Origin of the sequence: Streptomyces natalensis ATCC 27448 (genome assembly GCF_000935125.1) — a bacterium.
GTDB lineage: Bacteria > Actinomycetota > Actinomycetes > Streptomycetales > Streptomycetaceae > Streptomyces > Streptomyces natalensis.
The window spans coordinates 250,738-272,287 of the sequence record NZ_JRKI01000003.1 but is presented as its reverse complement, the minus strand read 5'-3'; the positions used below and the strand labels follow the sequence as shown (position 1 = coordinate 272,287).

Sequence of the window (21,550 nt, the reverse complement as noted above, 5' to 3'; positions counted from 1 at the left end):
CTACTGTGACCGGGGAGCGCCCCGACTGGGCCGTACGGCCACGGGCGCCGTACGGCCTGATCCAGTTACTGAGCTGGGCTAACCGATGACGCCGCCGTAGAGGCCGCCATGGGCCAGGCCGAGGTAGAAGCCGAAGGCCGCCGCCCCGAGCCCGATGATCAACAGGAAGCGTTCACCCGTCGTCGACGAGATGAACTGGCCCCACAGTCCGGTGCCGATTCCCACCAGGCCCGCCCAGGAGCTGACCAGGTGCAGGCTCGGGGAAAAGGTGGTGAGGGCGGCGATCGCGCCGAGGACGAGGGTCACGATGGCGAGAGTGTTCTCGACGGGATGCGCCTCACCGTCGCTGTTGAGCAGCGAGATCAGGCTGCGCTGGGTCCTTACTGCCTGTGCCATGCGGCACCTCCGATGACAGGGCGGCGCACTGTAACGCCGCTCACACCCGTTGTGTTCCAGGTTGAGGGGTGTGCCGCTCGGATTTCAACCGGAAGGCCGGAGGCAGGTACTCTGTACAGTCTGCGCCCATGTCTGTCCGGATACTCCGGCCGGACCCGGTGCGGAACGCATCATGACCCTCCTGCCACGGAACGACCGTGGCCGCTGAGTCCAAAGGAGGTGGGTTCTACATGCGTCACTACGAGGTGATGGTCATCCTCGACCCCGATCTCGAGGAGCGCGCTGTCTCCCCGCTGATCGAGAACTTCCTCTCCGTCGTCCGTGAGGGCAACGGAAAGGTCGAGAAGGTCGACACCTGGGGCCGTCGTCGTCTCTCGTACGAGATCAACAAGAAGCCCGAGGGCATCTACTCGGTCATCGACCTGCAGGCCGAGCCTGCGGTCGTCAAGGAGCTCGACCGTCAGATGAACCTGAACGAGTCGGTCCTCCGGACCAAGGTCCTCCGTCCCGAGACCCACTGAGCGCGCAAGCGTCCAGCGGTATCCGGGTTCGAGTAGCAGCAACACCAGCAGCCAGCAGCACACCCGCCGAGAGGTTCCCCTAATGGCAGGCGAGACCGTCATCACGGTTGTCGGCAATCTTGTCGACGACCCCGAGCTGCGCTTCACCCCGTCCGGTGCGGCGGTCGCGAAGTTCCGCGTCGCGTCCACTCCCCGTACCTTCGACCGCCAGACCAATGAGTGGAAGGACGGCGAGAGCCTGTTCCTGACCTGCTCGGTGTGGCGCCAGGCGGCGGAGAACGTCGCCGAGTCCCTGACGCGGGGTACCCGCGTGGTCGTGCAGGGCCGCCTCAAGCAGCGGTCCTACGAGGACCGCGAGGGCGTGAAGCGCACGGTCTACGAGCTCGACGTCGAGGAAGTGGGCGCGAGCCTGAAGAACGCCACGGCCAAGATCACCAAGACCAGCGGTCGCGGTGGCCAGGGCGGCGGCTTCGGCGGCGGCCAGCAGGGCGGTGGCCAGGGTGGCGGCGGCTGGGGCGGCGGCCCCGGCGGCGGTCAGCAGGGCGGCGGCGGTACTCCCGCCGACGACCCGTGGGCCACGGGTGCTCCTGCCGGCGGCGGCCAGCAGGGTGGCGGCGGCGGTGGCTGGGGCGGCGGCTCCGGCGGCGGCTACTCGGACGAGCCGCCCTTCTAGGTCCATACAGCCAGTTCTTCCGCCATGTTTCACGTGAAACACGATGTTTCACGTGAAACATCGCCGGGAGCGGCCGGGGGCCTTGAGGGCGTCAGCACACACTTCTTGAACTCACTGGAGAGAGACAATGGCGAAGCCGCCTGCTCGCAAGCCTAAGAAGAAGGTTTGCGTGTTCTGCAAGGAGAAGATCTCCTACGTCGACTACAAGGACACGAACCTGCTGCGGAAGTTCATCTCCGACCGCGGCAAGATCCGTGCCCGCCGAGTCACCGGCAACTGCACTCAGCACCAGCGTGACGTCGCCACGGCCGTGAAGAACAGCCGTGAGATGGCGCTGCTGCCCTACACGTCCACCGCGCGATAAGGGAAGGGTGACCGACAGATGAAGATCATCCTCACCCACGAGGTCTCCGGCCTCGGCACCGCCGGCGACGTTGTTGACGTCAAGGACGGGTACGCCCGTAACTACCTGGTCCCGCGTGGTTTCGCGATCCGCTGGACCAAGGGTGGCGAGAAGGACGTCGAGCAGATCCGCCGCGGTCGCAAGATCCGCGAGATCGCCACGATCGAGCAGGCCAACGAGGTCAAGGGCCAGCTCGAGGGCGTCAACGTGAAGCTGGCCGTCCGCGCCGGCGACGCGGGCCGCCTGTTCGGTTCCGTCACCCCGGCCGACGTCGCCTCGGCGATCAAGGCTGCCGGTGGTCCGGACGTCGACAAGCGTCGTGTCGAGCTCGGTTCGCCGATCAAGACCCTGGGCGCGCACCAGGTGTCCGTGCGTCTGCACGCCGACGTCGTTGCGAAGCTCGGCGTCGAGGTCGTCGCCGCGTAATCGCAGCACCACGCTGAAGGGCCGTACCCCCTCGCAGGGGTACGGCCCTTCAGCGCTTTCCGGGGTGCCCTCGGACGGAGCCCGGCCGATATGCGGCACCCCAGCCGATGCCGGACCTCGCCCGAGGGCCCGGACTCAGTGCATGGCCGCGCATCCGTGCACGTCGTGAGCGGTCAGTCCACGTCCTGCGCCTGCTTGTACAGGTCGGCGACATCGTCGTCGAAGTATGCGGCGTAGGAGACATCGTCCTCGTCACCGCCGCCCTCGTGGCCGCCCAGGACGCCGATGACCGTGCCGGTGTGGCTGGTGGGGTCGTAGTCGGCCAGCCAGGGGCTGCCGCTGGTGCCGCCCTCGAAGTCGGTGCACTGGATGCGCATTTGGGTGTCGCTGAACTTCGTGGTGCGGTTCTGGCAGGAAATGGGGGTCTCGCGGCTGGTGGGATACCCGGTGATCTTGACCTCGTTGTCGTAGCCGCGGTCGATACCCAGGGTGTTGCCGCCCAGCACGTCCTGGATCTGCTTGCCGTTCTTCTTGTCGAGGATCAGGAAGGCGACATCGAGGTCCTCGTCCTGCGACTTGGCCCAACGGTCGTCCACGACCACCTTCTTGACCTTCCACAGGCCGGTGGGTCCATCGCCGTCGCGGTAGTCGGGGGCGAAGACCAGGTCGTTGACCGTGGTTCCGGCGTCGGCGTCGTAGGCGCAGTGTGCCGCGGTGATCAGCATGTTGCGGCCCGGGCTCTGGACGACGCTCGCGGTGCAGAAGTGGGCGCCGTGGTCGTTCTTTTCGAAGACCGCGCCGACCCGGGCGTTCTGCTCGGTTCTGCGCGGGGTGTAGGCATTGCCGTCATCGGCCGGTGCCGTTGCGGCCGGGTCCTGGTCGCGGGGGTCTTCGCCCGGCTCACCGGACTTGCCGAAACTGCTGCGGCCGACCGTGGGGGTATGGGTATCGGCTTCTTCCGTGGCGTAGCCCACCACAGCGGCTGCCACGAGGACGATGAACGTCAGAGGCAGGACGGATTTCCTGGCGAGCGCGCGCACAGGGCCATTATCGACAGCCACTCGCGGTTACGGGACAGTTCAGCGGGAGGCTCCGGTCACAATCCACCGGCCCGAGCGGCTGCGCAGCCAGAGTGTCAGCATACGCACGGTCATCATCAGGGCCATCGCCCACCACAGCGCCACCAGACCGCCGTTGAGAGCGGGGACGGCCAGCGCCACCGGCGCGAACAGAGCGAGCGTCACCACCATCGCCCCGGCGAGGTACCGGCCGTCGCCCGCGCCCATCAGGACGCCGTCGAGGATGAAGACGATGCCGGAGACCGGCTGGGTGACCGCGATGACCAGGAGCGTATCCATCAGGGGGCGATGGACCGAGGGGTCGGTGGTGAACAGGGGAATGAACAGCGGACGGGCGAGCGCGACCAGTACCCCGAGGACCAGTCCGGAAGCCAGGCCCCACTGGACCATGCGGCGGCAGGCGGCCCGGGCGCCGTCGCGGTCGCCCGCACCGAGATAGCGCCCGATGATGGCCTGGCCGGCTATGGCTATCGCGTCCAGGGCGAAAGCCAGCAGCTGCCAGAGCGTGAGCACGATCTGATGGGCGGCGATCTCGGCGTCGCCGAGCCGGGCGGCGACCGCGGTGGCGATCATCAGCACCGCGCGCAGCGAGAGGGTACGCACCAGCAGTGGGACGCCGGCCTGTGCACAGGCGCGTATCCCCGCAGCGTCGGGGCGCAGGGAGGCGCCGTTGCGCCGGGCGCCGCGGATGACGACGGAGAGGTAGGCGGCGGCCATGGCGCCCTGGGCGATGACGGTGCCCCAGGCGGAGCCGGCGATGCCGAGGCCGGCGCCGTAGACCAGGCCGGCGTTGAGAGCGGCATTGGCGGAGAAGCCGCCGATGGCGACGTACAGCGGAGTCCTGGTGTCCTGGAGGCCGCGCAGTACGCCGGTGGCGGCCAGGACGACGAGCATCGCGGGGATGCCGAGCGCACTGATGCGAAGGTAGGTGGTGGCGTACGGGGCGGCGGTACCGGATGCGCCGAAGGCGTCGACGAGCCACGGGGCGCCGGGCAGTACGGCCGCGATGACCGCGGCGCCGAGGAGGAGGGCGAGCCAGATACCGTCCATGCCCTGACGGATGGCGCCGGAGAGATCCCCGGCGCCGACCCGGCGGGCGACCGCTGCGGTGGTGGCATAGGCGAGAAAGACGAAGACGGAGACGGCGGTGGTCAGCAGTGCGGCGGCGACACCGAGGCCGGCCAGCTGGGGGGTGCCGAGGTGGCCGACGACGGCGCTGTCGACCATGACGAAGAGCGGTTCCGCGACGAGTGAGCCGAAGGCGGGCAGGGCCAGTGCGACGATCTCGCGGTCATGGCGGCGGAGGGCGTGCCGTGGCGTCGCGGGAGCCAGTGTCATGCGGGCAATCTAATCTTCCACAGGTAAGAGATGCAACCGTACAGTGATCCTTACTTTCCGCTGTGTGGAGCCCTCGTGGCCGCGAGGTTTGCCGTGATCTTGAACAGGTCACGGAAGTTTTTCTCCCCCACAGCCTATGGATGAGGAAGTTGCAGGTCAGGGGCTTACGGGCGGCCTGATTGTGTGCTTGTCCACAATGGTTTCCCCCGGCTCGTGCACAGGATCGCGGGACTTCTCCACAGCTGGAGGCCCGTCATCCACACAGCCTGTGGATAACCAGATTGGCGGACGGTGCCCGCGGGCCTACCGTGGTCCGGCGCCCGCCGCCCGTTTCCGGCCTGAGACAACGTCCGAACTCGACGCGCCGTAACCAGGAGTCGGGCGTCTCGATTGTCAGAGCTGTGCCGTAAGAAAGAAGCGCACAGCAAGGTCCGCGTCGCGGACGGGAGGAGGTGCCGGGGTGAGCATGCCCGAGCCCATGGACGACCCTTGGGCGGACTCCGGTCCCGGCGACCGGCTGCCGGCCCCCCGCTCCCGCCAAGGCGAAGGCAAGGGCCGCGGCCGAGGCGACCGCCCCGCCCGCGACGACGACGGCGGCTCCTGGTCGGGCGGCTTCGAGCGGGTCCCCCCGCAGGATCTGGACGCGGAGCAGTCGGTGCTCGGCGGCATGCTGCTGTCCAAGGACGCCATCGCCGATGTCGTCGAGGTCCTCAAGGGCGAGGACTTCTACCGCCCGGCCCATGAGCTGGTCTTCCAGGCGATTCTCGATCTCTACGCCAAGGGCGAGCCGGCCGATCCGATCACCATCGCCGCGGAGCTGACCAAGCGCGGCGAGATCGGCCGGGTCGGCGGCGCCTCGTATCTGCACACCCTCGTCCAGTCCGTCCCGACGGCCGCCAACGCCGAGTACTACGCCGAGATCGTCCACGAGCGCGCTGTGCTGCGCCGGCTCGTCGAGGCCGGCACCCGCATCACGCAGATGGGATACGCGGCGGACGGCGACGTCGACGAGATCGTCAACAGCGCCCAGGCGGAGATCTACGCCGTCACCGAGCAGCGGACCAGCGAGGACTATCTGCCGCTCGGCGACATCATGGAAGGCGCTCTCGACGAGATCGAGGCGATCGGCTCGCGCCAGGGCCAGATGACGGGCGTGCCCACCGGCTTCACCGACCTCGATTCCCTCACCAACGGCCTGCACCCGGGCCAGATGATCGTGATCGCGGCGCGTCCCGCCATGGGTAAGGCCCTCGCGCTCGACACCCCGCTGCCCACCCCTACGGGCTGGACCACCATGGGCGAGGTACGGCCCGGTGACTCGCTGCTCGATGCCGCGGGGAGGCCGACGCGTGTGGTGGCTGCCACCGAGGTGATGACGGGGCGGCCCTGCTACGAGATGACGTTCGACGACGGCACCACCGTCATCGCCGACGCGGATCACCAGTGGCTCACCGACACCCGGGCCTCTCGTCCGGTGGCCCGGGCCGCCGCAGCGGGCGACGGCCACGGCCCGCGCACCCTCGCTTCGGTCAGAACGACCAAGGAAATCGCCGCGACGCTGCACTGCCCGACGGCAGACGACCGCCCGAACCACAGCGTGGAGAACGCAGCCCCGCTCGAACTCCCGCATCGGGAGCTGCCGGTGGCGCCGTATGCACTTGGCGTATGGCTCGGCACCGACGGCCACGGCGAGACTGCGGGGCGCACCGCGGCCGGGGGGCACGGCGAGGCGGCGGGGCTCGCCCCGGCGGACGTGGAGCCGATGGGCCTCCTGGAGAACAAGCACATCCCCCAGGAGTATCTGCGCGGCTCCGTTCCCCAGCGGACGGAGCTCCTCAAGGGTCTGCTGGACGCCGGCGGCACGGTCACCGCGAGCGGATCGGTGCAGTTCATGGCCACCAACGAGGCTCTGGCCGAAGGAATTCACGAGCTGGTGGTGGGCCTCGGCCGGCGCTGTGGCATGCGTACCGAGGCAGTCGTCAACCCGGCCGACGGGCGCGCCGACGAGCCCTCCACCGCCTACGTCCTCACCTTCACCCCGCCCGACGACGTCTTCGGACCGGAGCGGAAACGGCCCGGGCACACAGAGGACAACCGTCCCGAGAACCCCACGCGTCGCTTCATCACCGCCGTCCGGGAGATCGAGAGCGTCCCGGTCCGCTGCGTCCAGGTGGACAACCCGGATCACCTGTACCTGGCTACGACGTCGATGGTCCCCACCCACAACTCGACCCTCGCCCTCGACTTCGCCCGCGCCGCCTCGATCAAGAGCAACCTCCCCAGCGTGATCTTCTCGCTGGAAATGGGTCGCAACGAGATCGCGATGCGACTGCTGTCCGCCGAGGCGCGGGTGGCGCTGCATCACATGCGGTCCGGGAGCATGACGGACGAGGACTGGACGAGACTGGCGCGCCGGATGCCGGATGTCTCGGCCGCGCCGTTGTACATCGACGACTCACCGAACCTCTCGATGATGGAGATCCGCGCCAAGTGCCGTCGGCTCAAACAGCGCAACGATCTGAAGCTGGTCGTCATCGACTATCTCCAGCTGATGCAGTCCGGCGGCTCCAAACGGGCCGAGAGCCGTCAGCAGGAGGTCTCGGACATGTCCCGTAACCTCAAGCTGCTGGCGAAGGAGCTGGAGCTCCCGGTCATCGCGCTCTCCCAGCTCAACCGTGGCCCCGAGCAGCGTACGGACAAGAAGCCGATGGTCTCCGACCTGCGCGAATCCGGATCGATCGAGCAGGACGCGGACATGGTCATCCTGCTGCACCGCGAGGACGCCTACGAGAAGGAGTCCCCACGCGCGGGCGAGGCCGACCTGATCGTGGCGAAGCACCGTAACGGTCCCACGGCGACGATCACCGTGGCGTTCCAGGGGCACTATTCGCGGTTTGTGGACATGGCGCAGACGTGAGCGGAACCGCCGCGTCTCACCGGCCCAAACCGGCTGCCTTGACCGCGCGTTGCGCGAAGACGTCCTCACGGTGGTCGTCCATCTGCCGCAATGCGTCCTTGCGGTCCCGCTTGGAGAGCCGGTCGAGATAGGTGTGGCCGACGAGGTGATCGGTCTCGTGCTGAAGACACCGGGCGAAGTAACCCGTGCCCTCGATGACGAGCGGTCTGCCATCCCGGTCGGATCCGCGGACGACGGCGCGATCGGTGCGGGGGACCGCCATGGCGGCACCGGGCACGGACAGGCAGCCCTCGACGTCGTCAATGAGTCGCCGATTGCCTGGATCGGGCAGGTCCAGAACCGGGTTGATGATGTGGCCGACGTGCCGGATCCCCTCGTCGTCCGGGCAGTCATAGACGAACAGCCGCAGGTCAACGCCAACCTGATTGGCAGCCAGGCCCGCACCGTCGGCCACGTACATGGTCAGGAACATGTCGTCGATCAACGCCGACAACTCCGGACTTCCGAACTCGGTCACCTCCCGGCACGGACGGCTCAGCACCTCCTCACCCACCACCGTGACCCTGCGAACCGACCCCCGTTCCGCCTCCGGTGGCAAAGCCGGATACGAGTCGACGGGGCGGCCCTGCACACGGACTCGCCGGTCGATGGGACGGGACCGTTCGCGATGAACAGACACAGCTGTCTCCCCTTTTGCGTATGTACGCCACAGATGCCACGGAGGTCACCGCGGCTGATGTGTCAGCCGGCACCACTGCTTGCCAAGAGCTTTGCAAAGTAGCAGACTTTGCAAAGTGACTGTAGATGACCTCAACGCGAGGGATGATGACCGGGCAGCCGGCACCGGCGAGAAATTGCGCGAGCATGAAGTCCGCACAGCCCTGCTGGACCTGCTCGCCGAAGTCGGCGCCGTCACGGCGACCGAAGCCGCTTCCCGGCTGGGCTACAGCTCTGGTCTCTGCTCCTTTCATCTACGGCAGCTCGCACGTCACGGATACATCGAAGAGGCCCCGCACAGCGGGGGCCGCGCACGCCCCTGGCGGCTGAAGCAGCACACCCCCGCTGCCGACGGGCCCGCGGAGGAGCAGTTCGGCGACTTGGCCCGTGGGCTGGAGGACGAAAGCTGGCAGCGATGGCTGACCCAGCGAGGTGAAGCACCGTCCGAATGGAGGCACGACGAAGCCTTCAGCGCTGTCGCCTATCTGACGCCTGATGAGATGAGCGGGGTCGCGGATGTGATCCGACGGGCGCTCGCGCCCTACCGGGACCGCGAACAACGTCCCCTGGCCCGGCCCGACGGCGCGCTACCGGTGGCCCTCATCACCCGACTGTTTCCCTTGCTTCCCCATACAGCCGGCGACGAAGGCCAGGACTGAGTGCCCGTCAGTCGTTTCGGCGCTCGATTGAGGGCACGTCACGAAGCTGGAAATAGTGGATATCTGACGCAGCATGAGACCGACAGAGTGGTCGGCGTGGAGCAACCCACCTGGCGCTGCATGAGCGTCGACGGTCGTCGCCTGTCCTTCCTCGACCACGGCGGCCATGGCCAGCCGCTGCTCGCGCTGCACGGCCACTTCAGGACGCGCGGACTTGCGCCGCGTTGGCGCATGCTCTCTCCGGATGGCGGGTGATCGGTCTCGACCAGCGGGGACACGGGTCTTCGGCGCGGGCGGCGGACTACTTGCGGGACGGCTACGTCGGAGGGCCTGTCCTGGCCGGAACGGGCGCCCACCCGAGAAGCGCTGGTCACAGGACTGGCGGGATCGGCCCGCTACCTCATGCATGCCATCCGTGAGTACCCCGACGGCTGGGGCCTCGCCGTCCGTCCGAAGGACATGGTCGCCTCACAGCAACTGCTCAACGGGGACCACTGGGACGAGTGGCTGTCCAGCGACGGCCCCGCACTCCTGATCCACGGCGCGCGGAGTGAGGTCCTCAGCTCGCCGTGCGCCAGGGCCATGGCGGAGCGGCGTCCCCGTACCCGGATCGTTGAGCTGGCAACCGGGCACACCGTTCACGAGAGCGATCCGGCCGGGTTCGCGGCCGCGGTGCGGAACTTTCTCGGTGCGTTGTGACCCATATGCACGGGCCGTCCGCGTCCGGATGCGTGCGTACCTGCCGCGCTCGCGCCCGGTTCCTGCAGAAGGGCGGAAGGGCCACGGTGCCGAGCATGTGGCTCGGACACCGGGGCCCTTCCGTTACCTATACCTACGCGACTGCCGGTGCTCACCAACCGCCGTTGCAGCCCATGCTCGAGCCCACGCCCATGGCCTGGCCACCTGCGGAACCCTCGCCGTTGAGCGCGTTGCCGAGCAGGCCGTTGAGGATCCCGATCTGGTCGAGAACGGCGACGTTGAGGTCGTGCGACCGGCACATGCCGCCGCCGCCGCGGGCGGCATTGGCGGTGCCGGCACCGAGGAAGCTGACACTGCCGAGAACGGCGACCACGACGGCGGCCTTGCGAAGGTTGTGCATTTTTTCCTCCATGAGTTGAACGGATGCGATCTGCGATAGATCCACTTCGTACGGTTACCGGGAAGCTAATACGAAAATCATCACTTCGCTCATCGGCGCTGGCATACGGGTTCCCCCGCTGGTCCGCCCGTGGCACGGCGGGCGTGGAGCCGCTCTCCGGGAGGGCATCCCGCACCGACCGGCGAGAGCGAGCGTGGGCAGTAGCAGGGTCTCGAGGTCCTCATACCGCCACCTGGGCCTAGTGATTGACGGGGGAACAGGAAAGGCGCCGTGGTGATTGCGGCGTGGGGCAAGGTGTCGGCTTCAAGGCCGTCGGTGCACAGATGAAGCCGGGTGAGAACGGTCTCTTGGAAAAGGAACGAGGTGCGGTCGGCGTAAAGCCGCCGCTAGATGTATCTGGTCCAGTTGAATTTCTTGCGGGGTTACGCGCGCCTGGAAGGGCACTGCCGTTCATGCGGGAAACCAAGGCGTGTGTGGGCTGTTCAACGGCAGGGGGCGGGGTGCCGCCGGCTGGTACGGGGCCTGGTAGAGGGCAGCTGCTTGGTGGATCGGTCGCCCGGCCGGCCGCGGATAATTCGGGGCCGAGATGAGTGATCGGCAGTCAGAATTCCCTTTCCCGAGGGAAAGGGAAGGGTCGTCGCTATTTGTCGGCCTCTTTTCGGTATGGAGTCCTCGCAAGGGTTACCGAAGTGAGGGGGCATGAGGTTTTCGGCGCTCGTCATACGGGCCGTCAGCTTTCCCCGTCGGCACGCACATCGGCATGATGTGGGGCTTCCCAACCCCCCTGAGTCACTGGGCCGTTCTGGCTCTTTCGGGTGAGGTGTGCCGAACGGCCGACTGCCATGATCGGACCGTGCGCAGCATGGATCGCCCGCCCTTCGGCAGGGCAGTGAAACGAGGTGTGACGGCCTGGGGGCATGCGCTCCTCGGCGCGATGCTCGGTGTGGTGCCGGTGGTGACGGGGCTGTTGTTCGCGTCCCCGGGTTGGCCGACGGCGCTGCGCATTGCGGGCTTCACGCTCGCGTGTGCGGTGGTGATCGTGGCCATGGCCTGCCCCCGCGGGGCACGCCGGAGAAGCGTGCGGCTGACGAACCGTCTGCTGGGAACCGATCTGCCCGTTCCGCTGGAGCCGGCGTCGGGGGAAGTCTCGCCGAGCCCGTGGGTGAACCGGCTTCGTACGGCGGCATGGCTGGTGCCGCATATGGCGCTGGGCGGGCTGGTGACCGGGCTGACGGGGCTGTTGCTGTTCAGCGCCATGATGTTCGTGGCGGTGTGGCTCGGCGGCGGGGGCGTGGTCGACAACTTTGGGCTGACCCTCAGGGTGCGTTCCGGGATGCCCGGCCTGTGGGCGGTGGCCGCGGCCGTCGGCTGTCTGATGGCGATGGTCGCCGTCTGCGCCGGTGCGGCCGCCGCACTCCGACTGCTCGCACCGGTCTTCCTCGACCATCGTCCGGCGGAACGGCTGGCCGCCGTCGAGGAGCAGATGCGCCGTCTGGCCCAGCGCAACCGGCTGGCGCAGGAGCTGCACGACTCGATCGGCCACACCCTGACGGCATCGACCATCCAGGCTGCGGTGGCAGGTGAGTTGATGGAGCGTGACCCGGACGCAGCACGCCGGGCCCTCCGCAGCATCGAAGAGACCTCCCGGGTCGCGATGGACGACCTCGACCAGGTGCTCGGCGTCTTGCGGGAGGAACGGTCGCCCCGCACGCCGCAGCTCACCCTCAGCGATCTCGACCCCCTGGTGGAGCGGGTGCGGCGGGCCGGCGCCGAGGTGAGCGTCACCACCCGTGGCGCACTGGAGCGGATACCGGCCACCGCCTCTCGGGAGGCGTACCGGATCGTCCAGGAGGGCCTGACCAATGCGCTGCGGTACGGAACGAAGGCGGGCATCGCTTTGCACGTCAGGGCTCAGGACGACTGGCTGACGCTGGAACTCATCAACCCCGTGGCTGTGGAGGGCATCGGATTCCGGTCGCGCAAGCTACGCGGCGAGGGGCACGGTCTGGCCGGTATCGAGGAGCGGGTGCGGCTGTTGCGCGGTGAGGTGTCCGCCGGGAGGACGGGGAGCCACGGCGGCGACGGGGCGGGGCAGGGCGCCACATGCTGGCGTCTCGCGGCGCGCATTCCGCTACGGTCGGCGCCATGAGCACTGCTCCTCCCGCGAACGCCGCCCAGGACACTCCGGTCAGGGCCCCGGACACGCGGGTGAGCGTGCTCATCGCCGACGACGAGGAACTCACCCGTACCGGGCTGCGGGTATTGCTTGCCTCCAAACCCGACCTCGATGTCATCGGCGAGGCCACCGATGGTGCGGAGGTGCTCCCGCTGGCCGTGCGGCTGCGCCCGGACGTCGTGCTGATGGATGTTCGGATGCCCCGGCTGGACGGGATCGAGGCCACCCGGCGGTTGCGGTCGGAGCTCGCCGATCCACCCAAGATCGTCGTGATCACCACCTTCGAGAACGACGAGTACGTCTACGACGCGCTGCAGGCCGGAGCCAGCGGATTCGTTCTCAAGCGCGCTCCGTCCCAGCAGATCGCGCAGGCCATCCGGCTGGTCGCCACCAGCGATTCCGTACTCTTTCCCGAGGCCGTGCGGAGGTTGGCGTCGGGCCGGCCGGTGCGCCGCGATGCCGCCCGCAAGCTGGCCGCGCTCACCCAGCGCGAGACCCACGTTCTGCGGTGGATGGCGAAGGGGCTGACGAACCAGGAAATCTCCGTCGAGCTGACCGTGAGCCTGGAGACCGTGAAGACCCATGTCGGCAATGTGCTGGCCAAGCTCGGCGCGCAGAACCGCACCCAGGCGGTGATCCTGGCGTATGAGACGGGGCTGGTCGGGACCGGGGCGACGGGGTTGTAGGCGGGTGCCTCAAAGGACCTTCCGCATCGCCCGCCGCGAGGGCTTTGACCTTCACGTGGCTTGAAGCCCGACAATCCGGCTCATGGACGAGGACGAACTGTTGGGCATCGGCGCATTTGCGCGGCGGGTGGGGCTGGCGCCGAGCGCGTTGCGGTTCTACGACGACTGCGGTGTGCTGCGGCCGGCCCGCGTGGATGAGGCGACGGGCTACCGGTACTACGGGGCGGATCAGGCGGGCCGGGGGGTGCGGCTGCGGCGACTGCGGGCGGCGGGGCTTCCGCTGGTGGATGTCGCGGTGGTGCTCGACGGACCGCGAGATGCGGCGCAAGGGGTGCTGCGGGCGCACCTGGAGCGGACCCGGCGTACCGCGGACGAGGCCCGGGCGGTGGTGGAGGAGTTTCTGCGGGAGGCGACGGGCGATGCTGCGACCCGCTGGGCACGGGCACGGGTCGATGGGGCCGAACTCGCCGCCGCAGTAAGGCAGGTGGCGTCCGCCGTTGCGTCGGGGGCGGAGCGCGATGCGTTTCCGGTGCTGGGGTGTGTGCTGCTCGAACTCGTCGACGGCGAGGTGCGGTTGGTGGCAACGGACCGCTATCGGCTCGCGGTGCGGGTGCTGCGGGCCGCGGATTTCGAGGGCGGCGCGGGCAAGACGCTGATCGGCGCGGAGCAGGCACACGGGCTGGCGGAGTGGGCCCTGCGGCAGATGGCGGTCGAGGTGGAATGCGGGGTGCCGGCGGCTCCCATGCAGGATGCGGCATCGGCGCCGGATGCGGCGGTGTTGCGGCTTCGGGGAGCTGCGGAGGGGGAGTACTGGGAGGCGTCACAGGCACGGATCCAGGGGCAGGACCAGGACGCCGAGGCATTCCCTGACTATCGGTCGATGCTGGAGGGACTGGAGGCCGGACGGTACCGGATCATCGTCGACCGGGTCGGGCTGCGGGACGCGGCCGCCGGACGAGGCGAGGTGATGTCCCTCGCTATGGACTCGGAGGACAGCGGCGAACCGCAACTCGAGGTGACGGGCGGGGAGAGGCCCCCCATTCGGCTGCGAGCGGTGTTTCACGTGAAACATCGGGCCATGTTTCACGTGAAACATGGGGCGGTGCCGCGGATCTCCTTTGCTCCGGCGGTGCTGGTACCGGCGCTGGAGGCCGGTGTGGGGCCCGATGTGCTGCTGGAAATCTCCGCAGCGGACCAGGCGGTGGTGGTCCGCTCCGCCGATCAGGGGAGTTTCACGACGCTGGTGATGCCGGTGAGCGAGCGGGCGTGTGGCACTGGGCATGCGGAGCGTGCCGATGACTGACGAGAGAGGAAGAGGAATAGACCCCGAACTGCCGGTCGTACGGCTGTGCGTGGCGGGAATGCAGGCCGAGGCGGACGGGCGCGCCGAAGCGGCGTACGAGTTCTTTCGGCAGGCATGGAACGCGGCCGGGGATGACTACGAGGCATGCATTGCCGCGCACTACCTTGCACGCCAGCAATCCTCGCCGGAGGAGACGCTCCGCTGGAACCAGGAGTGTCTGGACCGGGCCGACCGGGTGGCGGACGAGCGGGTGCAGGCGTTCTACCCGTCGCTGTATCTGAACATGGGCCGGGCGTACCAGGAGCTGGGCCAATCGGCGCTGGCACACCAGCACTTCGTACGAGCCGCCGAGCGGGTGGGTGAGCTTCCCGACGGGCAGTACGGCGACTGGAACCGGTTCGCCATTGCGGAAGGGCTACGGAACACGGCGGCAGAGGCCCCGACGGGCGGAACCGTGGCCGGCTCCGCGGCGCCTCTTGCGCCAGCGATCGATACGAGCATCCGTGAGCTGCAGTCGCGGTGGTGTGCGCGGGGCGATCTCATGGCACTGGGGCTGACGCTGCCGGCCTTTCTCGGATATCTGGGGACGGACGAGGATCGGCTGCGGCTGCGCACCGCGCTGCACATGCTGCATGCCGCGCGCAGGCTGCCCCAGGACGAGCAAACGGCGCTCGGGGCGCTGCTCGGGGCGGCCGCCCTGGGCTGACGAGGCCCCGGTCCGGGCTCCGAAGCCCTCGCGCGAGGGCCGAGGATCGCGAGAGGGTGATCCACGATGGGCAGCAGCCCCACCCGCGATCAGCCCCGCAACAGGGCCGGCCACATCAACAGAGCCCGCCACATCAGCAAAGTCAGCCGCATCGGCCGTCATTGAGGAGCGCCATGACCACCGCCGCGTCCGCCGAGTCCACTCAGTCCCCGACCGAGGAGCCGAAGGTCCACGACACCGTGGCCCAGGGCTCAGCGGCCCAGAGCTCTGTGGCACAAGAGAACGAGGCCCTGCCCGAACCGCGAGCCGGTGAGCCGGGGCCGATGGCCGGAGGGCCGGGGACGGTCGACACCGGCGAGGCCTATACCGAGCTGCTGCCGGAGACCCGGCGGGCGCTGCTGCGCCGGCTGGCGGTCGGACAGGCCGAGGGACGAGCGCCCTCGATGATGGGCGCGGTGGTCCGCGGTGGACGGACCGTATGGACGGGGGCCCGGACATCGGTGCCGAGCGAGGTGCCGCACGGCGCGGTGCAGTACCGGATCGGTTCGCTCACCAAGACCTTCGTCGCGGTGATGGTGCTGCGGCTACGAGACGAGGGTCTGCTGGAACTGGAGGACCGGGCCGGCACGCATCTGGAGGGGACGCCGGTGCCCCATGCCACGATCGCTCAACTGCTGGCACACAGCTCGGGGCTTGCCGCGGAGGCGCGTGGCCCGTGGTGGGAACGGACCGCCGGCGAGCTGCGCCCCGAGCCGGCCGATCTCTTCGGCGACCGGCCGCAGCGTCTTCCGGCCGGACGGCGGCATCACTACTCCAATCCCGGCTACGCCCTGCTCGGCGCGCTCGTGGAACGGCTCAGGGACGGCGAGCCCTGGGGCGAGGTGCTGCGGCGCGAGGTACTGGAACCGCTGGGCATGGCGTGTACGACGCTGCACCCGCAGATGCCGCATGCGGGTGGCTGGGCAGTGCACCCGTGGGCCGATGCGCTGCTGCCGGAACCGGCCGAGGACACGGGGCTGATGGGACCGGCGGGCCAGCTGTGGTCCACGCTGGAGGACCTGTGCCGGTGGGCGGCGTTCCTCCTGCGTGGCGACGAACGCGTGCTCAGCGCTGCCGCCCTGGCCGAGATGCGGGCCCCGGCAGTCCCGCCCGAGGGGCGGGAATGGGAGGCGGGCTACGGCCTGGGGCTCCAGCTCGTACGGACGCCGCCACAGCGGACGGCCAACGGCGAGGACGCCTCGGGCGGGCGCATGCTGGCCGGGCACACCGGCTCCATGCCGGGTTTCCTGGCGGCCCTGTGGATGGACGCCGAGGCGGACGTCGCCGGGATTGCGCTGGCCAACTGCACCTCGGGGCCCGCGGTCGGCGCCATCGCGGCCGACCTTCTGGAGATCGTCGCCGACCGTGAACCGCGCATTCCGGAGCCCTGGCGCCCTCTGGCGGGCCCCCTCGACAAGGACCTGCTGGCGCTGACCGGGCCGTGGTACTGGGGCGCCCGACCGTTCGTGGTGCGGCTGACCGAGGGGCGCGGGCTGGAGCTGACACCCCTGTCGGGCGCCGGGCGCGGTTCGCGCTTCCGACCGGAGACGGACGGCAGCTGGAGGGGCCTGGACGGCTACTACGCGGGCGAGACGCTGCGGGCGGTGCGTGCGGAGGACGGCTCGGTCAGCCACCTGGACCTGGGGACCTTCGTCTTCACCCGCGGTCCGTACGAGCCCGCCGGGCCGGTACCGGGCGGTGTCGATGCGGAGGGCTGGCGGGTCTGAACGGCGTGGCCCGGCCCCGAAGGGAGGCCCCGGGCCCGTACGGCAGGGGTGTTCGGGAGCGGACGTACAGTCGGACGAGATGTCAAGAAGCCGCACCGGAGCGCGCGGCTCGCTACCGCTGGAAGGCCCTGTGACTGCCGTGTCTGACCCGACCGCGAACCCTGCCGCCCCGGACCTGCTCGACCTGCCGCCGCTCACCGCAGCGCATTTCGCACGGATCGAGGACAAAGTCGCCGCATTGATGGGTACCCGCTGCGATGTGGTGGCGATGCAGGGCGAGGCGCTACTGCCGCTGGAGGCCTGCATCCGCTCGGCCGTACGGCCCGGCAGCACCGCACTCAACATCATCACCGGTCCCTACGGCGAGACCTTCGGCGGCTGGCTGCGCTCGTGCGGCGCCGAAGTCATCACCCTCACCGCGCCGTTCACCGGTGCGGTGAGCCCCCGTCAGGTAGCGGACGCGTTGCGCGAGCACCCCGAGATCGACTTCGTCAGCCTGGTGCACGCCGAGGCCGCGACGGGCAACACCAACCCGGTCGCCGAGATCGGTGCCGTGGTGCGCGAGCACGGGGCGCTGCTGATGCTCGATGCGGTCGCCTCGGTCGGCGCCGAGCCGCTGCGTACCGATGGCTGGGGCGTGGACCTGTGTGTGATCGGCGGGCAGAAGGCGCTGGCCGGGCCGGCCGGGGTGTCCGTGGCGTCGGTCAGCGCCCGGGCCTGGCAGCGGATCACGGCCAATGAGCAGGCCCCGCGACGTTCGTACCTCTCGCTGCGGGACTGGAAGGAGCGCTGGATCGACGGCGGCCGCACGGTTCTGCCGCATGCCCCGGCGCAGCTGGAGATGCTCGCCTTGGAGCAGGCGGTGGACCGTATCGAGGCCGAGGGGCTGGACGCCGTCATCGCGAGGCACCGGGCCGCGGTCGCGGCGGTCCGGGCAGGCGTGCGGGTGCTGGGCGGACTGGTGCCGTATGTGGTCCGGGACGAGGACGCGGCGCCGGCCGCGACCACGTTGCGCGCACCGCAGGGCGTGGATGCCCGCGAGGTGGTGTCCGCCGCGCTCGCCGTCGATGGGTCGGTGCCGGTGCAGGCCGCCGCGGGCGCGCTGGCCAAGGAGATGATCCGGGTGAACCACTACGGCCGGGCCGCGGACCGGGGTGTGGTGCTGGCCTCGCTGGTGGCGCTGGCCGGCGGCCTGCGGGCGCTGAGCGCGGAGGTGGACGAGGCCGCTGCCGTCGGGGCGGCGGCAGCGGCGTGGGACGAGGTCGTTGCCGCTCGCTGAGGGCGTCGACGGGTGCCGGCGTCTGTCCGAACCGGCTGAGGCGATGGGTGGGTCTTGTTTCACGTGAAACAAGACCCACCTTTTTTGCGTGCGGGCGAGTTCGCCCCGGCCCGGGGGCGGCCCTCCAGGCCCCCCTTCCGGCCCTCTCCTAGAATCGGAACGAACGGCCCGGTTGTTTTCCGGGCAGATCCCGAGAGGGATCCGGCGGTCTCGGGAGGCTTACGGATGGCGAGCGGCGGATCGGTACCTTCACGCGCGGATGCCCGCCGCAACCGTGTGCTGGTGCTCCAGGCGGCCCGATCTGCCTTCGAGGAACAGGGGTTGGGGGTGCCGCTCGGTGAGATCGCACGGCGCGCCGGCGTGGGAGCCGGGACCGTGTATCGCCATTTCCCTTCCAAAGAAGCCCTGTTCAGGGCCTCGATCGTGGACCGGATACAGCTTTTCACCGATACGGCACGGGACTTGGCCGATGCCGAGGACCCGGGTGGGGTGTTCTTTCGCTTTCTGTCGTCGGTCGTCCGGCTCGCCGCCCGGAACAAGGCGCTGTGCGATGCACTGGAGGCATCGGGCCAGGCGGATACGGAGATGCCGCCGGGGCCAGAGCGGGACTTCGCGGCGGCCCTCGGAGTGCTTCTGGTGCGCGCCCAACAGGCGGGCGCCGTAAGGCCGGACATCGACCTCGGCGATGTCCGTGCGGTGATGGTCGGGTGCATGTCGATGGAGCGACAGCGGTCCGGTGACGGGGCGGCGACGGCAGCACCGGGCCGGATGACGGCGCTGATGTGCGACGGGCTGCGGGCCGGCCGCACCGTAACGAAACTGCCAACGGTGGCGGCCGAACGTAACGAAATCCGATGCGAGGTGTGCGCCGGGCCGGTGGCGGCGGCCCGAACCGGTCGGCCGCCGCGCTACTGCGGTGCCGCCTGCCGGCAGAAGGCACACCGGGCACGAGAGCGGACCCGTCGCGACAAGGGTGCGCGACGGTCACCGGCGGCCGACGGGCAAGGCGCCTGACGCGCCCGCCTGCCCCTAGAGGATGCGCTTGAAGCCCAGGTGGGAGGCCTCGAAGCCGAGGCGCTCGTAGAAGCGGTGGGCGTCGACACGGCTGGCGTCGGACGTCAGCTGTACCAGAACGCAGCCGCGCGCCCGGGATTCCTCGATCGCCCATTCGATGAGCTGGGTGCCCAGGCCGCTGCCCCGCTCGTCGGCGTGGATCCGTACGGCCTCGATCAGCGAGCGAGCGGCGCCGCGGCGGGAGAGTCCGGGGAGGACGGTGAGCTGGAGCGTGCCGACCGTACGTCCAGCGCGGACCGCGACGGCCAGGTACTGCTGCGGATCGGCGGCGATCGCCTTGTATGCGGAGCGGTACGGAGCCAGATCATCCGGGGACTCGCGGGTGGCGCCCAGTGGGTCGTCGGCCAGCATCGCGACGATGTCGGGCAGATCGGCCTCGGTCGCGCGGCGTATCTCGATATCGCTCATGCGCCGGACTCTATGTGGGGCCCAAGGCGGCGGGGGCCGTATCCGCGCTACTCCGAGGGCGCGAGCGTCTCCACGGCTGTGACCAGGGGCGCCAGCTCGGGGCGCTGCGCGGCGTCCTGGAGAGCCTCGCGCAGTGCGGTGTCGTGCGTCGGCCGGGCCTCCGCCAGGAGGCCGAGGCCGTCCGGCGTGACGTTGGTGTAGATGCCGCGCCGGTCGTCCGGGCACAGATAGCGCTCCAGCAGTCCGCGCTCCTCGAGGCGGGTGACCAGCCGGGTGGTGGCGCTCTGGCTGAGGACCACGGCGTCCGCCACCTGGTGCATCCGCAGATGGCCGCCCGGCCCGCTGTGCTGCTCGCTGAGCACGTTGATGACCGAGAACTCGCGGACGCTGAGGTCGTGCTGGGCCTGGAGCGCCCGCTCGATGTGCGACTCGATGCGGCCGTGGAGCGCGGAGAGGGCGCACCAGCCCTGGGCGAGCCCACTGCCGGGCGCCCCCTCGGCCGCTGCCTGCGGCGTTGCGTGCGTCTGCTGCGTCATCGGAGACCTCCTCATGGGTCGTACGAACCAGGATAGGACACCGCCGCAATATCCCGCGCTTGCAATTAAAGAGCGTCTGCAATTATTGTGGACGCTCGTAACCGACGGACGCAATCTTTCGAAGGGATCCGTCATGCCTCTCGCACTCCTGGCCCTCGCCATCGGTGCCTTCGGGATCGGAACGACCGAGTTCGCGGTCATGGGCCTGCTGCCCGACATGGCGGAGAGCTTCGGTGTCTCCATCCCGCTCGCCGGCTATGCGACCACTCTCTATGCCATGGGCGTGGTGGCCGGTGCACCGCTGATGACCGCGCTCGGCACGCGGTTCACGCGCAAACAGATGCTGACGCTGCTGATGGGCCTGTTCATCGTGGGCAACCTGCTCACGGGCCTTGCGCCCGGCTTCGGCCTGATGCTGGTGGGGCGGATCGTTGCCGCCTTCACGCACGGCGCGTTCTTCGGCATCGGGGCCCTGGTGGCCGCCGACCTCGTCGCGCCCGACAAGCGTGCCACCGCCATTTCGATGATGTTCAGCGGACTGACCGTCGCCAATGTCGTGGGCGTCCCGGCGGGCACCCTGCTCGCCCAGCAGTTCGGCTGGCGGGTGACGTTCTACGCCATCGCCGGGCTCGGCGTGCTCGCCCTGCTGGGCGTCGTTCTGCTCCTGCCCGCACAGCGGGCAAAAGCGGCCGCGCGCCTCGGCAGCGAACTCGCGGTCTTCCGTAACCCGCAGGTCGGCCTCGCCATGCTGATGACGATCCTCGGCTTCGGCGGTGTCTTCGCGGCCGTCACGTACCTCGCCTCGATGATGACCGAGGTCACCGGCTTTGCCCCGTCCTCGGTGATCTGGCTGACGGCCGTCTTCGGCCTCGGCATGGTGGGCGGAAACCTGGTCTCCGGCCGCTTCACCGACCGCGCCATGATGCCGATGCTCTACGTGGCGCTGACCGGTCTGGCGCTGGTGCTGGCCGCATTCGTCTTCACGGCGCACAACAAGGCCGCCGCCACTGTCACCATCGCCCTGATCGGCTTCTTCGGCTTCGCGACCGTACCGCCGTTGCAGAAGCGGGTGATGGACCAGGCCGCTGCCGCCCCCACCCTTGCCTCGGCGGGCAATATCGCCGCCTTCAACTTCGGCAATGCGCTCGCCGCTTGGCTCGGCGGACTCGTCATATCGGCCCGCCTCGGCTACACCGCGACCAACTGGGTCGGCGCGCTGATGACCATCGCGGCGCTCGGTGTCGCGGTCTTCGCCTCCGCCCTGGAACGGCGTACGGCGCGCCGTGGCCGCGTGGTGGCCGGCGGTGGGTCCGCCGCGGTCGCCGAGGAGCCGGTATCGCCGGTGACCGAGCAGCCGGTTGCTCACTAGGCCGCTCAACCGGCGAAAG

At 69.4% G+C, this 21,550-nt stretch carries 23 protein-coding genes; 16 read left to right on the top strand and 7 right to left on the bottom strand.

The genetic code is table 11. From position 1 onward, the window contains the following. Positions 1-78 precede the first annotated feature (78 nt). Positions 79-396 (bottom strand): hypothetical protein, encoded by a 318-nt coding sequence (locus tag SNA_RS02220; protein ID WP_030064464.1) that lies wholly within the window; start codon positions 394-396, stop codon positions 79-81. Positions 397-626: 230 nt separating this feature from the next. Between SNA_RS02220 and rpsF the strand changes: the two genes are divergently transcribed. From rpsF to rplI, 4 genes are all read left to right on the top strand, one after another. After that, complete coding sequence (gene rpsF / locus SNA_RS02215) at positions 627-917, top strand: 30S ribosomal protein S6 (RefSeq protein ID WP_003978891.1); 291 nt, start codon at positions 627-629, stop codon at positions 915-917. Positions 918-999: 82 nt separating this feature from the next. Then, complete coding sequence (locus SNA_RS02210) at positions 1,000-1,590, top strand: single-stranded DNA-binding protein (RefSeq protein WP_044362836.1); 591 nt, start codon at positions 1,000-1,002, stop codon at positions 1,588-1,590. Positions 1,591-1,717: 127 nt separating this feature from the next. Continuing rightward, entirely contained in the window at positions 1,718-1,954 is a 237-nt protein-coding gene (gene rpsR / locus SNA_RS02205; protein ID WP_003978893.1) for a 30S ribosomal protein S18, read from the top strand. A gap of 18 nt (positions 1,955-1,972) precedes the next feature. After that, positions 1,973-2,419, top strand: a complete 447-nt coding sequence (rplI, locus tag SNA_RS02200; protein WP_030064466.1) for a 50S ribosomal protein L9 — start codon at positions 1,973-1,975, stop codon at positions 2,417-2,419. A gap of 173 nt (positions 2,420-2,592) precedes the next feature. Here rplI and SNA_RS02195 read toward each other — a convergent pair whose 3' ends face one another. After that, a complete protein-coding gene (locus SNA_RS02195; RefSeq protein WP_044362822.1) occupies positions 2,593-3,459 on the bottom strand; it encodes a trypsin-like serine peptidase in 867 nt (288 codons plus the stop codon). Positions 3,460-3,498: 39 nt separating this feature from the next. Beyond that, positions 3,499-4,836, bottom strand: coding sequence for an MATE family efflux transporter (locus tag SNA_RS02190; protein ID WP_030064467.1), 1,338 nt, complete (start codon positions 4,834-4,836; stop codon positions 3,499-3,501). A gap of 466 nt (positions 4,837-5,302) precedes the next feature. Between SNA_RS02190 and dnaB the strand changes: the two genes are divergently transcribed. Beyond that, positions 5,303-7,753 (top strand): replicative DNA helicase, encoded by a 2,451-nt coding sequence (gene dnaB / locus SNA_RS02185; protein WP_044362820.1) that lies wholly within the window; start codon positions 5,303-5,305, stop codon positions 7,751-7,753. Between the two features lie 16 nt (positions 7,754-7,769). Here the strand turns inward: dnaB and def are convergent, their stop codons facing one another. Next, a complete protein-coding gene (gene def / locus SNA_RS02180; RefSeq protein WP_030064469.1) occupies positions 7,770-8,432 on the bottom strand; it encodes a peptide deformylase in 663 nt (220 codons plus the stop codon). 115 nt (positions 8,433-8,547) lie between these two features. Here def and SNA_RS02175 point away from each other — a divergent pair, with 115 nt between their 5' ends. From SNA_RS02175 to SNA_RS44940, 3 genes are all read left to right on the top strand, one after another. After that, on the top strand, positions 8,548-9,129 hold the full coding sequence (locus tag SNA_RS02175) for a winged helix-turn-helix domain-containing protein (protein ID WP_030064470.1): 582 nt from the start codon (positions 8,548-8,550) through the stop codon (positions 9,127-9,129). Positions 9,130-9,225: 96 nt separating this feature from the next. Beyond that, on the top strand, positions 9,226-9,384 hold the full coding sequence (locus SNA_RS44945; RefSeq protein ID WP_338059796.1) for an alpha/beta fold hydrolase: 159 nt from the start codon (positions 9,226-9,228) through the stop codon (positions 9,382-9,384). Positions 9,385-9,531: 147 nt separating this feature from the next. Then, positions 9,532-9,828, top strand: a complete 297-nt coding sequence (locus SNA_RS44940) for an alpha/beta fold hydrolase (protein ID WP_051877180.1) — start codon at positions 9,532-9,534, stop codon at positions 9,826-9,828. Between the two features lie 151 nt (positions 9,829-9,979). Here the strand turns inward: SNA_RS44940 and SNA_RS02165 are convergent, their stop codons facing one another. Continuing rightward, complete coding sequence (locus tag SNA_RS02165) at positions 9,980-10,273, bottom strand: hypothetical protein (protein ID WP_420823450.1); 294 nt, start codon at positions 10,271-10,273, stop codon at positions 9,980-9,982. A gap of 817 nt (positions 10,274-11,090) precedes the next feature. Between SNA_RS02165 and SNA_RS02160 the strand changes: the two genes are divergently transcribed. The 7 genes from SNA_RS02160 to SNA_RS02130 all read left to right on the top strand — a co-directional run bounded on the left by SNA_RS02160 (position 11,091) and on the right by SNA_RS02130 (position 19,158). Next, complete coding sequence (locus tag SNA_RS02160) at positions 11,091-12,377, top strand: sensor histidine kinase (RefSeq protein ID WP_044363116.1); 1,287 nt, start codon at positions 11,091-11,093, stop codon at positions 12,375-12,377. Then, positions 12,374-13,090: a response regulator transcription factor gene (locus SNA_RS02155; protein WP_078969612.1), complete on the top strand. Its 717-nt coding sequence runs from the start codon at positions 12,374-12,376 to the stop codon at positions 13,088-13,090. Before SNA_RS02160 ends, SNA_RS02155 begins: the two co-directional genes overlap by 4 nt. Positions 13,091-13,172: 82 nt before the next feature. Then, the gene (locus SNA_RS02150) at positions 13,173-14,393 is read left to right on the top strand and encodes a DNA polymerase III subunit beta family protein (protein ID WP_030064475.1); all 1,221 of its coding nucleotides are present in this window, start codon (positions 13,173-13,175) and stop codon (positions 14,391-14,393) included. Next, positions 14,386-15,099, top strand: coding sequence for a tetratricopeptide repeat protein (locus tag SNA_RS02145; protein WP_030064476.1), 714 nt, complete (start codon positions 14,386-14,388; stop codon positions 15,097-15,099). Before SNA_RS02150 ends, SNA_RS02145 begins: the two co-directional genes overlap by 8 nt. 323 nt (positions 15,100-15,422) lie before the next feature. Continuing rightward, positions 15,423-16,865, top strand: coding sequence for a serine hydrolase domain-containing protein (locus SNA_RS02140; RefSeq protein WP_044363113.1), 1,443 nt, complete (start codon positions 15,423-15,425; stop codon positions 16,863-16,865). Positions 16,866-17,004: 139 nt separating this feature from the next. Further along, positions 17,005-18,144 (top strand): pyridoxal-phosphate-dependent aminotransferase family protein, encoded by a 1,140-nt coding sequence (locus tag SNA_RS02135; RefSeq protein WP_037788899.1) that lies wholly within the window; start codon positions 17,005-17,007, stop codon positions 18,142-18,144. Positions 18,145-18,369: 225 nt separating this feature from the next. After that, positions 18,370-19,158, top strand: coding sequence for a TetR/AcrR family transcriptional regulator (locus SNA_RS02130; RefSeq protein WP_030064479.1), 789 nt, complete (start codon positions 18,370-18,372; stop codon positions 19,156-19,158). Between the two features lie 15 nt (positions 19,159-19,173). Here SNA_RS02130 and SNA_RS02125 read toward each other — a convergent pair whose 3' ends face one another. Together SNA_RS02125 and SNA_RS02120 are read right to left on the bottom strand one after the other, a co-directional pair. Further along, a complete protein-coding gene (locus SNA_RS02125) occupies positions 19,174-19,626 on the bottom strand; it encodes a GNAT family N-acetyltransferase (protein WP_030064480.1) in 453 nt (150 codons plus the stop codon). 47 nt (positions 19,627-19,673) lie between these two features. Then, complete coding sequence (locus tag SNA_RS02120) at positions 19,674-20,162, bottom strand: MarR family winged helix-turn-helix transcriptional regulator (RefSeq protein ID WP_030064481.1); 489 nt, start codon at positions 20,160-20,162, stop codon at positions 19,674-19,676. Positions 20,163-20,295: 133 nt separating this feature from the next. Here SNA_RS02120 and SNA_RS02115 point away from each other — a divergent pair, with 133 nt between their 5' ends. Next, positions 20,296-21,531 carry an MFS transporter gene (locus SNA_RS02115; RefSeq protein WP_044362800.1) on the top strand — a complete coding sequence of 412 codons (1,236 nt, stop codon included), beginning with the start codon at positions 20,296-20,298 and terminating at the stop codon, positions 21,529-21,531. Positions 21,532-21,550: the final 19 nt, after the last annotated feature.

Excerpts from the sequence above, each read along its gene's own strand:
- SNA_RS02220 (WP_030064464.1), bottom strand. The coding sequence starts at position 396 with ATGGCACAGGCAGTAAGGACCCAGCGCAGCCTGATCTCGCTGCTCAAC.
- rpsF (WP_003978891.1), top strand. The coding sequence starts at position 627 with ATGCGTCACTACGAGGTGATGGTCATCCTCGACCCCGATCTCGAGGAG.
- SNA_RS02210 (WP_044362836.1), top strand. The coding sequence starts at position 1,000 with ATGGCAGGCGAGACCGTCATCACGGTTGTCGGCAATCTTGTCGACGAC.
- rpsR (WP_003978893.1), top strand. The coding sequence starts at position 1,718 with ATGGCGAAGCCGCCTGCTCGCAAGCCTAAGAAGAAGGTTTGCGTGTTC.
- rplI (WP_030064466.1), top strand. The coding sequence starts at position 1,973 with ATGAAGATCATCCTCACCCACGAGGTCTCCGGCCTCGGCACCGCCGGC.
- SNA_RS02190 (WP_030064467.1), bottom strand. The coding sequence starts at position 4,836 with ATGACACTGGCTCCCGCGACGCCACGGCACGCCCTCCGCCGCCATGAC.
- dnaB (WP_044362820.1), top strand. The coding sequence starts at position 5,303 with ATGCCCGAGCCCATGGACGACCCTTGGGCGGACTCCGGTCCCGGCGAC.
- SNA_RS44940 (WP_051877180.1), top strand. The coding sequence starts at position 9,532 with ATGCATGCCATCCGTGAGTACCCCGACGGCTGGGGCCTCGCCGTCCGT.
- SNA_RS02160 (WP_044363116.1), top strand. The coding sequence starts at position 11,091 with ATGGATCGCCCGCCCTTCGGCAGGGCAGTGAAACGAGGTGTGACGGCC.
- SNA_RS02155 (WP_078969612.1), top strand. The coding sequence starts at position 12,374 with ATGAGCACTGCTCCTCCCGCGAACGCCGCCCAGGACACTCCGGTCAGG.
- SNA_RS02150 (WP_030064475.1), top strand. The coding sequence starts at position 13,173 with ATGGACGAGGACGAACTGTTGGGCATCGGCGCATTTGCGCGGCGGGTG.
- SNA_RS02145 (WP_030064476.1), top strand. The coding sequence starts at position 14,386 with ATGACTGACGAGAGAGGAAGAGGAATAGACCCCGAACTGCCGGTCGTA.
- SNA_RS02140 (WP_044363113.1), top strand. The coding sequence starts at position 15,423 with ATGGCCGGAGGGCCGGGGACGGTCGACACCGGCGAGGCCTATACCGAG.
- SNA_RS02130 (WP_030064479.1), top strand. The coding sequence starts at position 18,370 with ATGGCGAGCGGCGGATCGGTACCTTCACGCGCGGATGCCCGCCGCAAC.
- SNA_RS02125 (WP_030064480.1), bottom strand. The coding sequence starts at position 19,626 with ATGAGCGATATCGAGATACGCCGCGCGACCGAGGCCGATCTGCCCGAC.
- SNA_RS02120 (WP_030064481.1), bottom strand. The coding sequence starts at position 20,162 with ATGACGCAGCAGACGCACGCAACGCCGCAGGCAGCGGCCGAGGGGGCG.
- SNA_RS02115 (WP_044362800.1), top strand. The coding sequence starts at position 20,296 with ATGCCTCTCGCACTCCTGGCCCTCGCCATCGGTGCCTTCGGGATCGGA.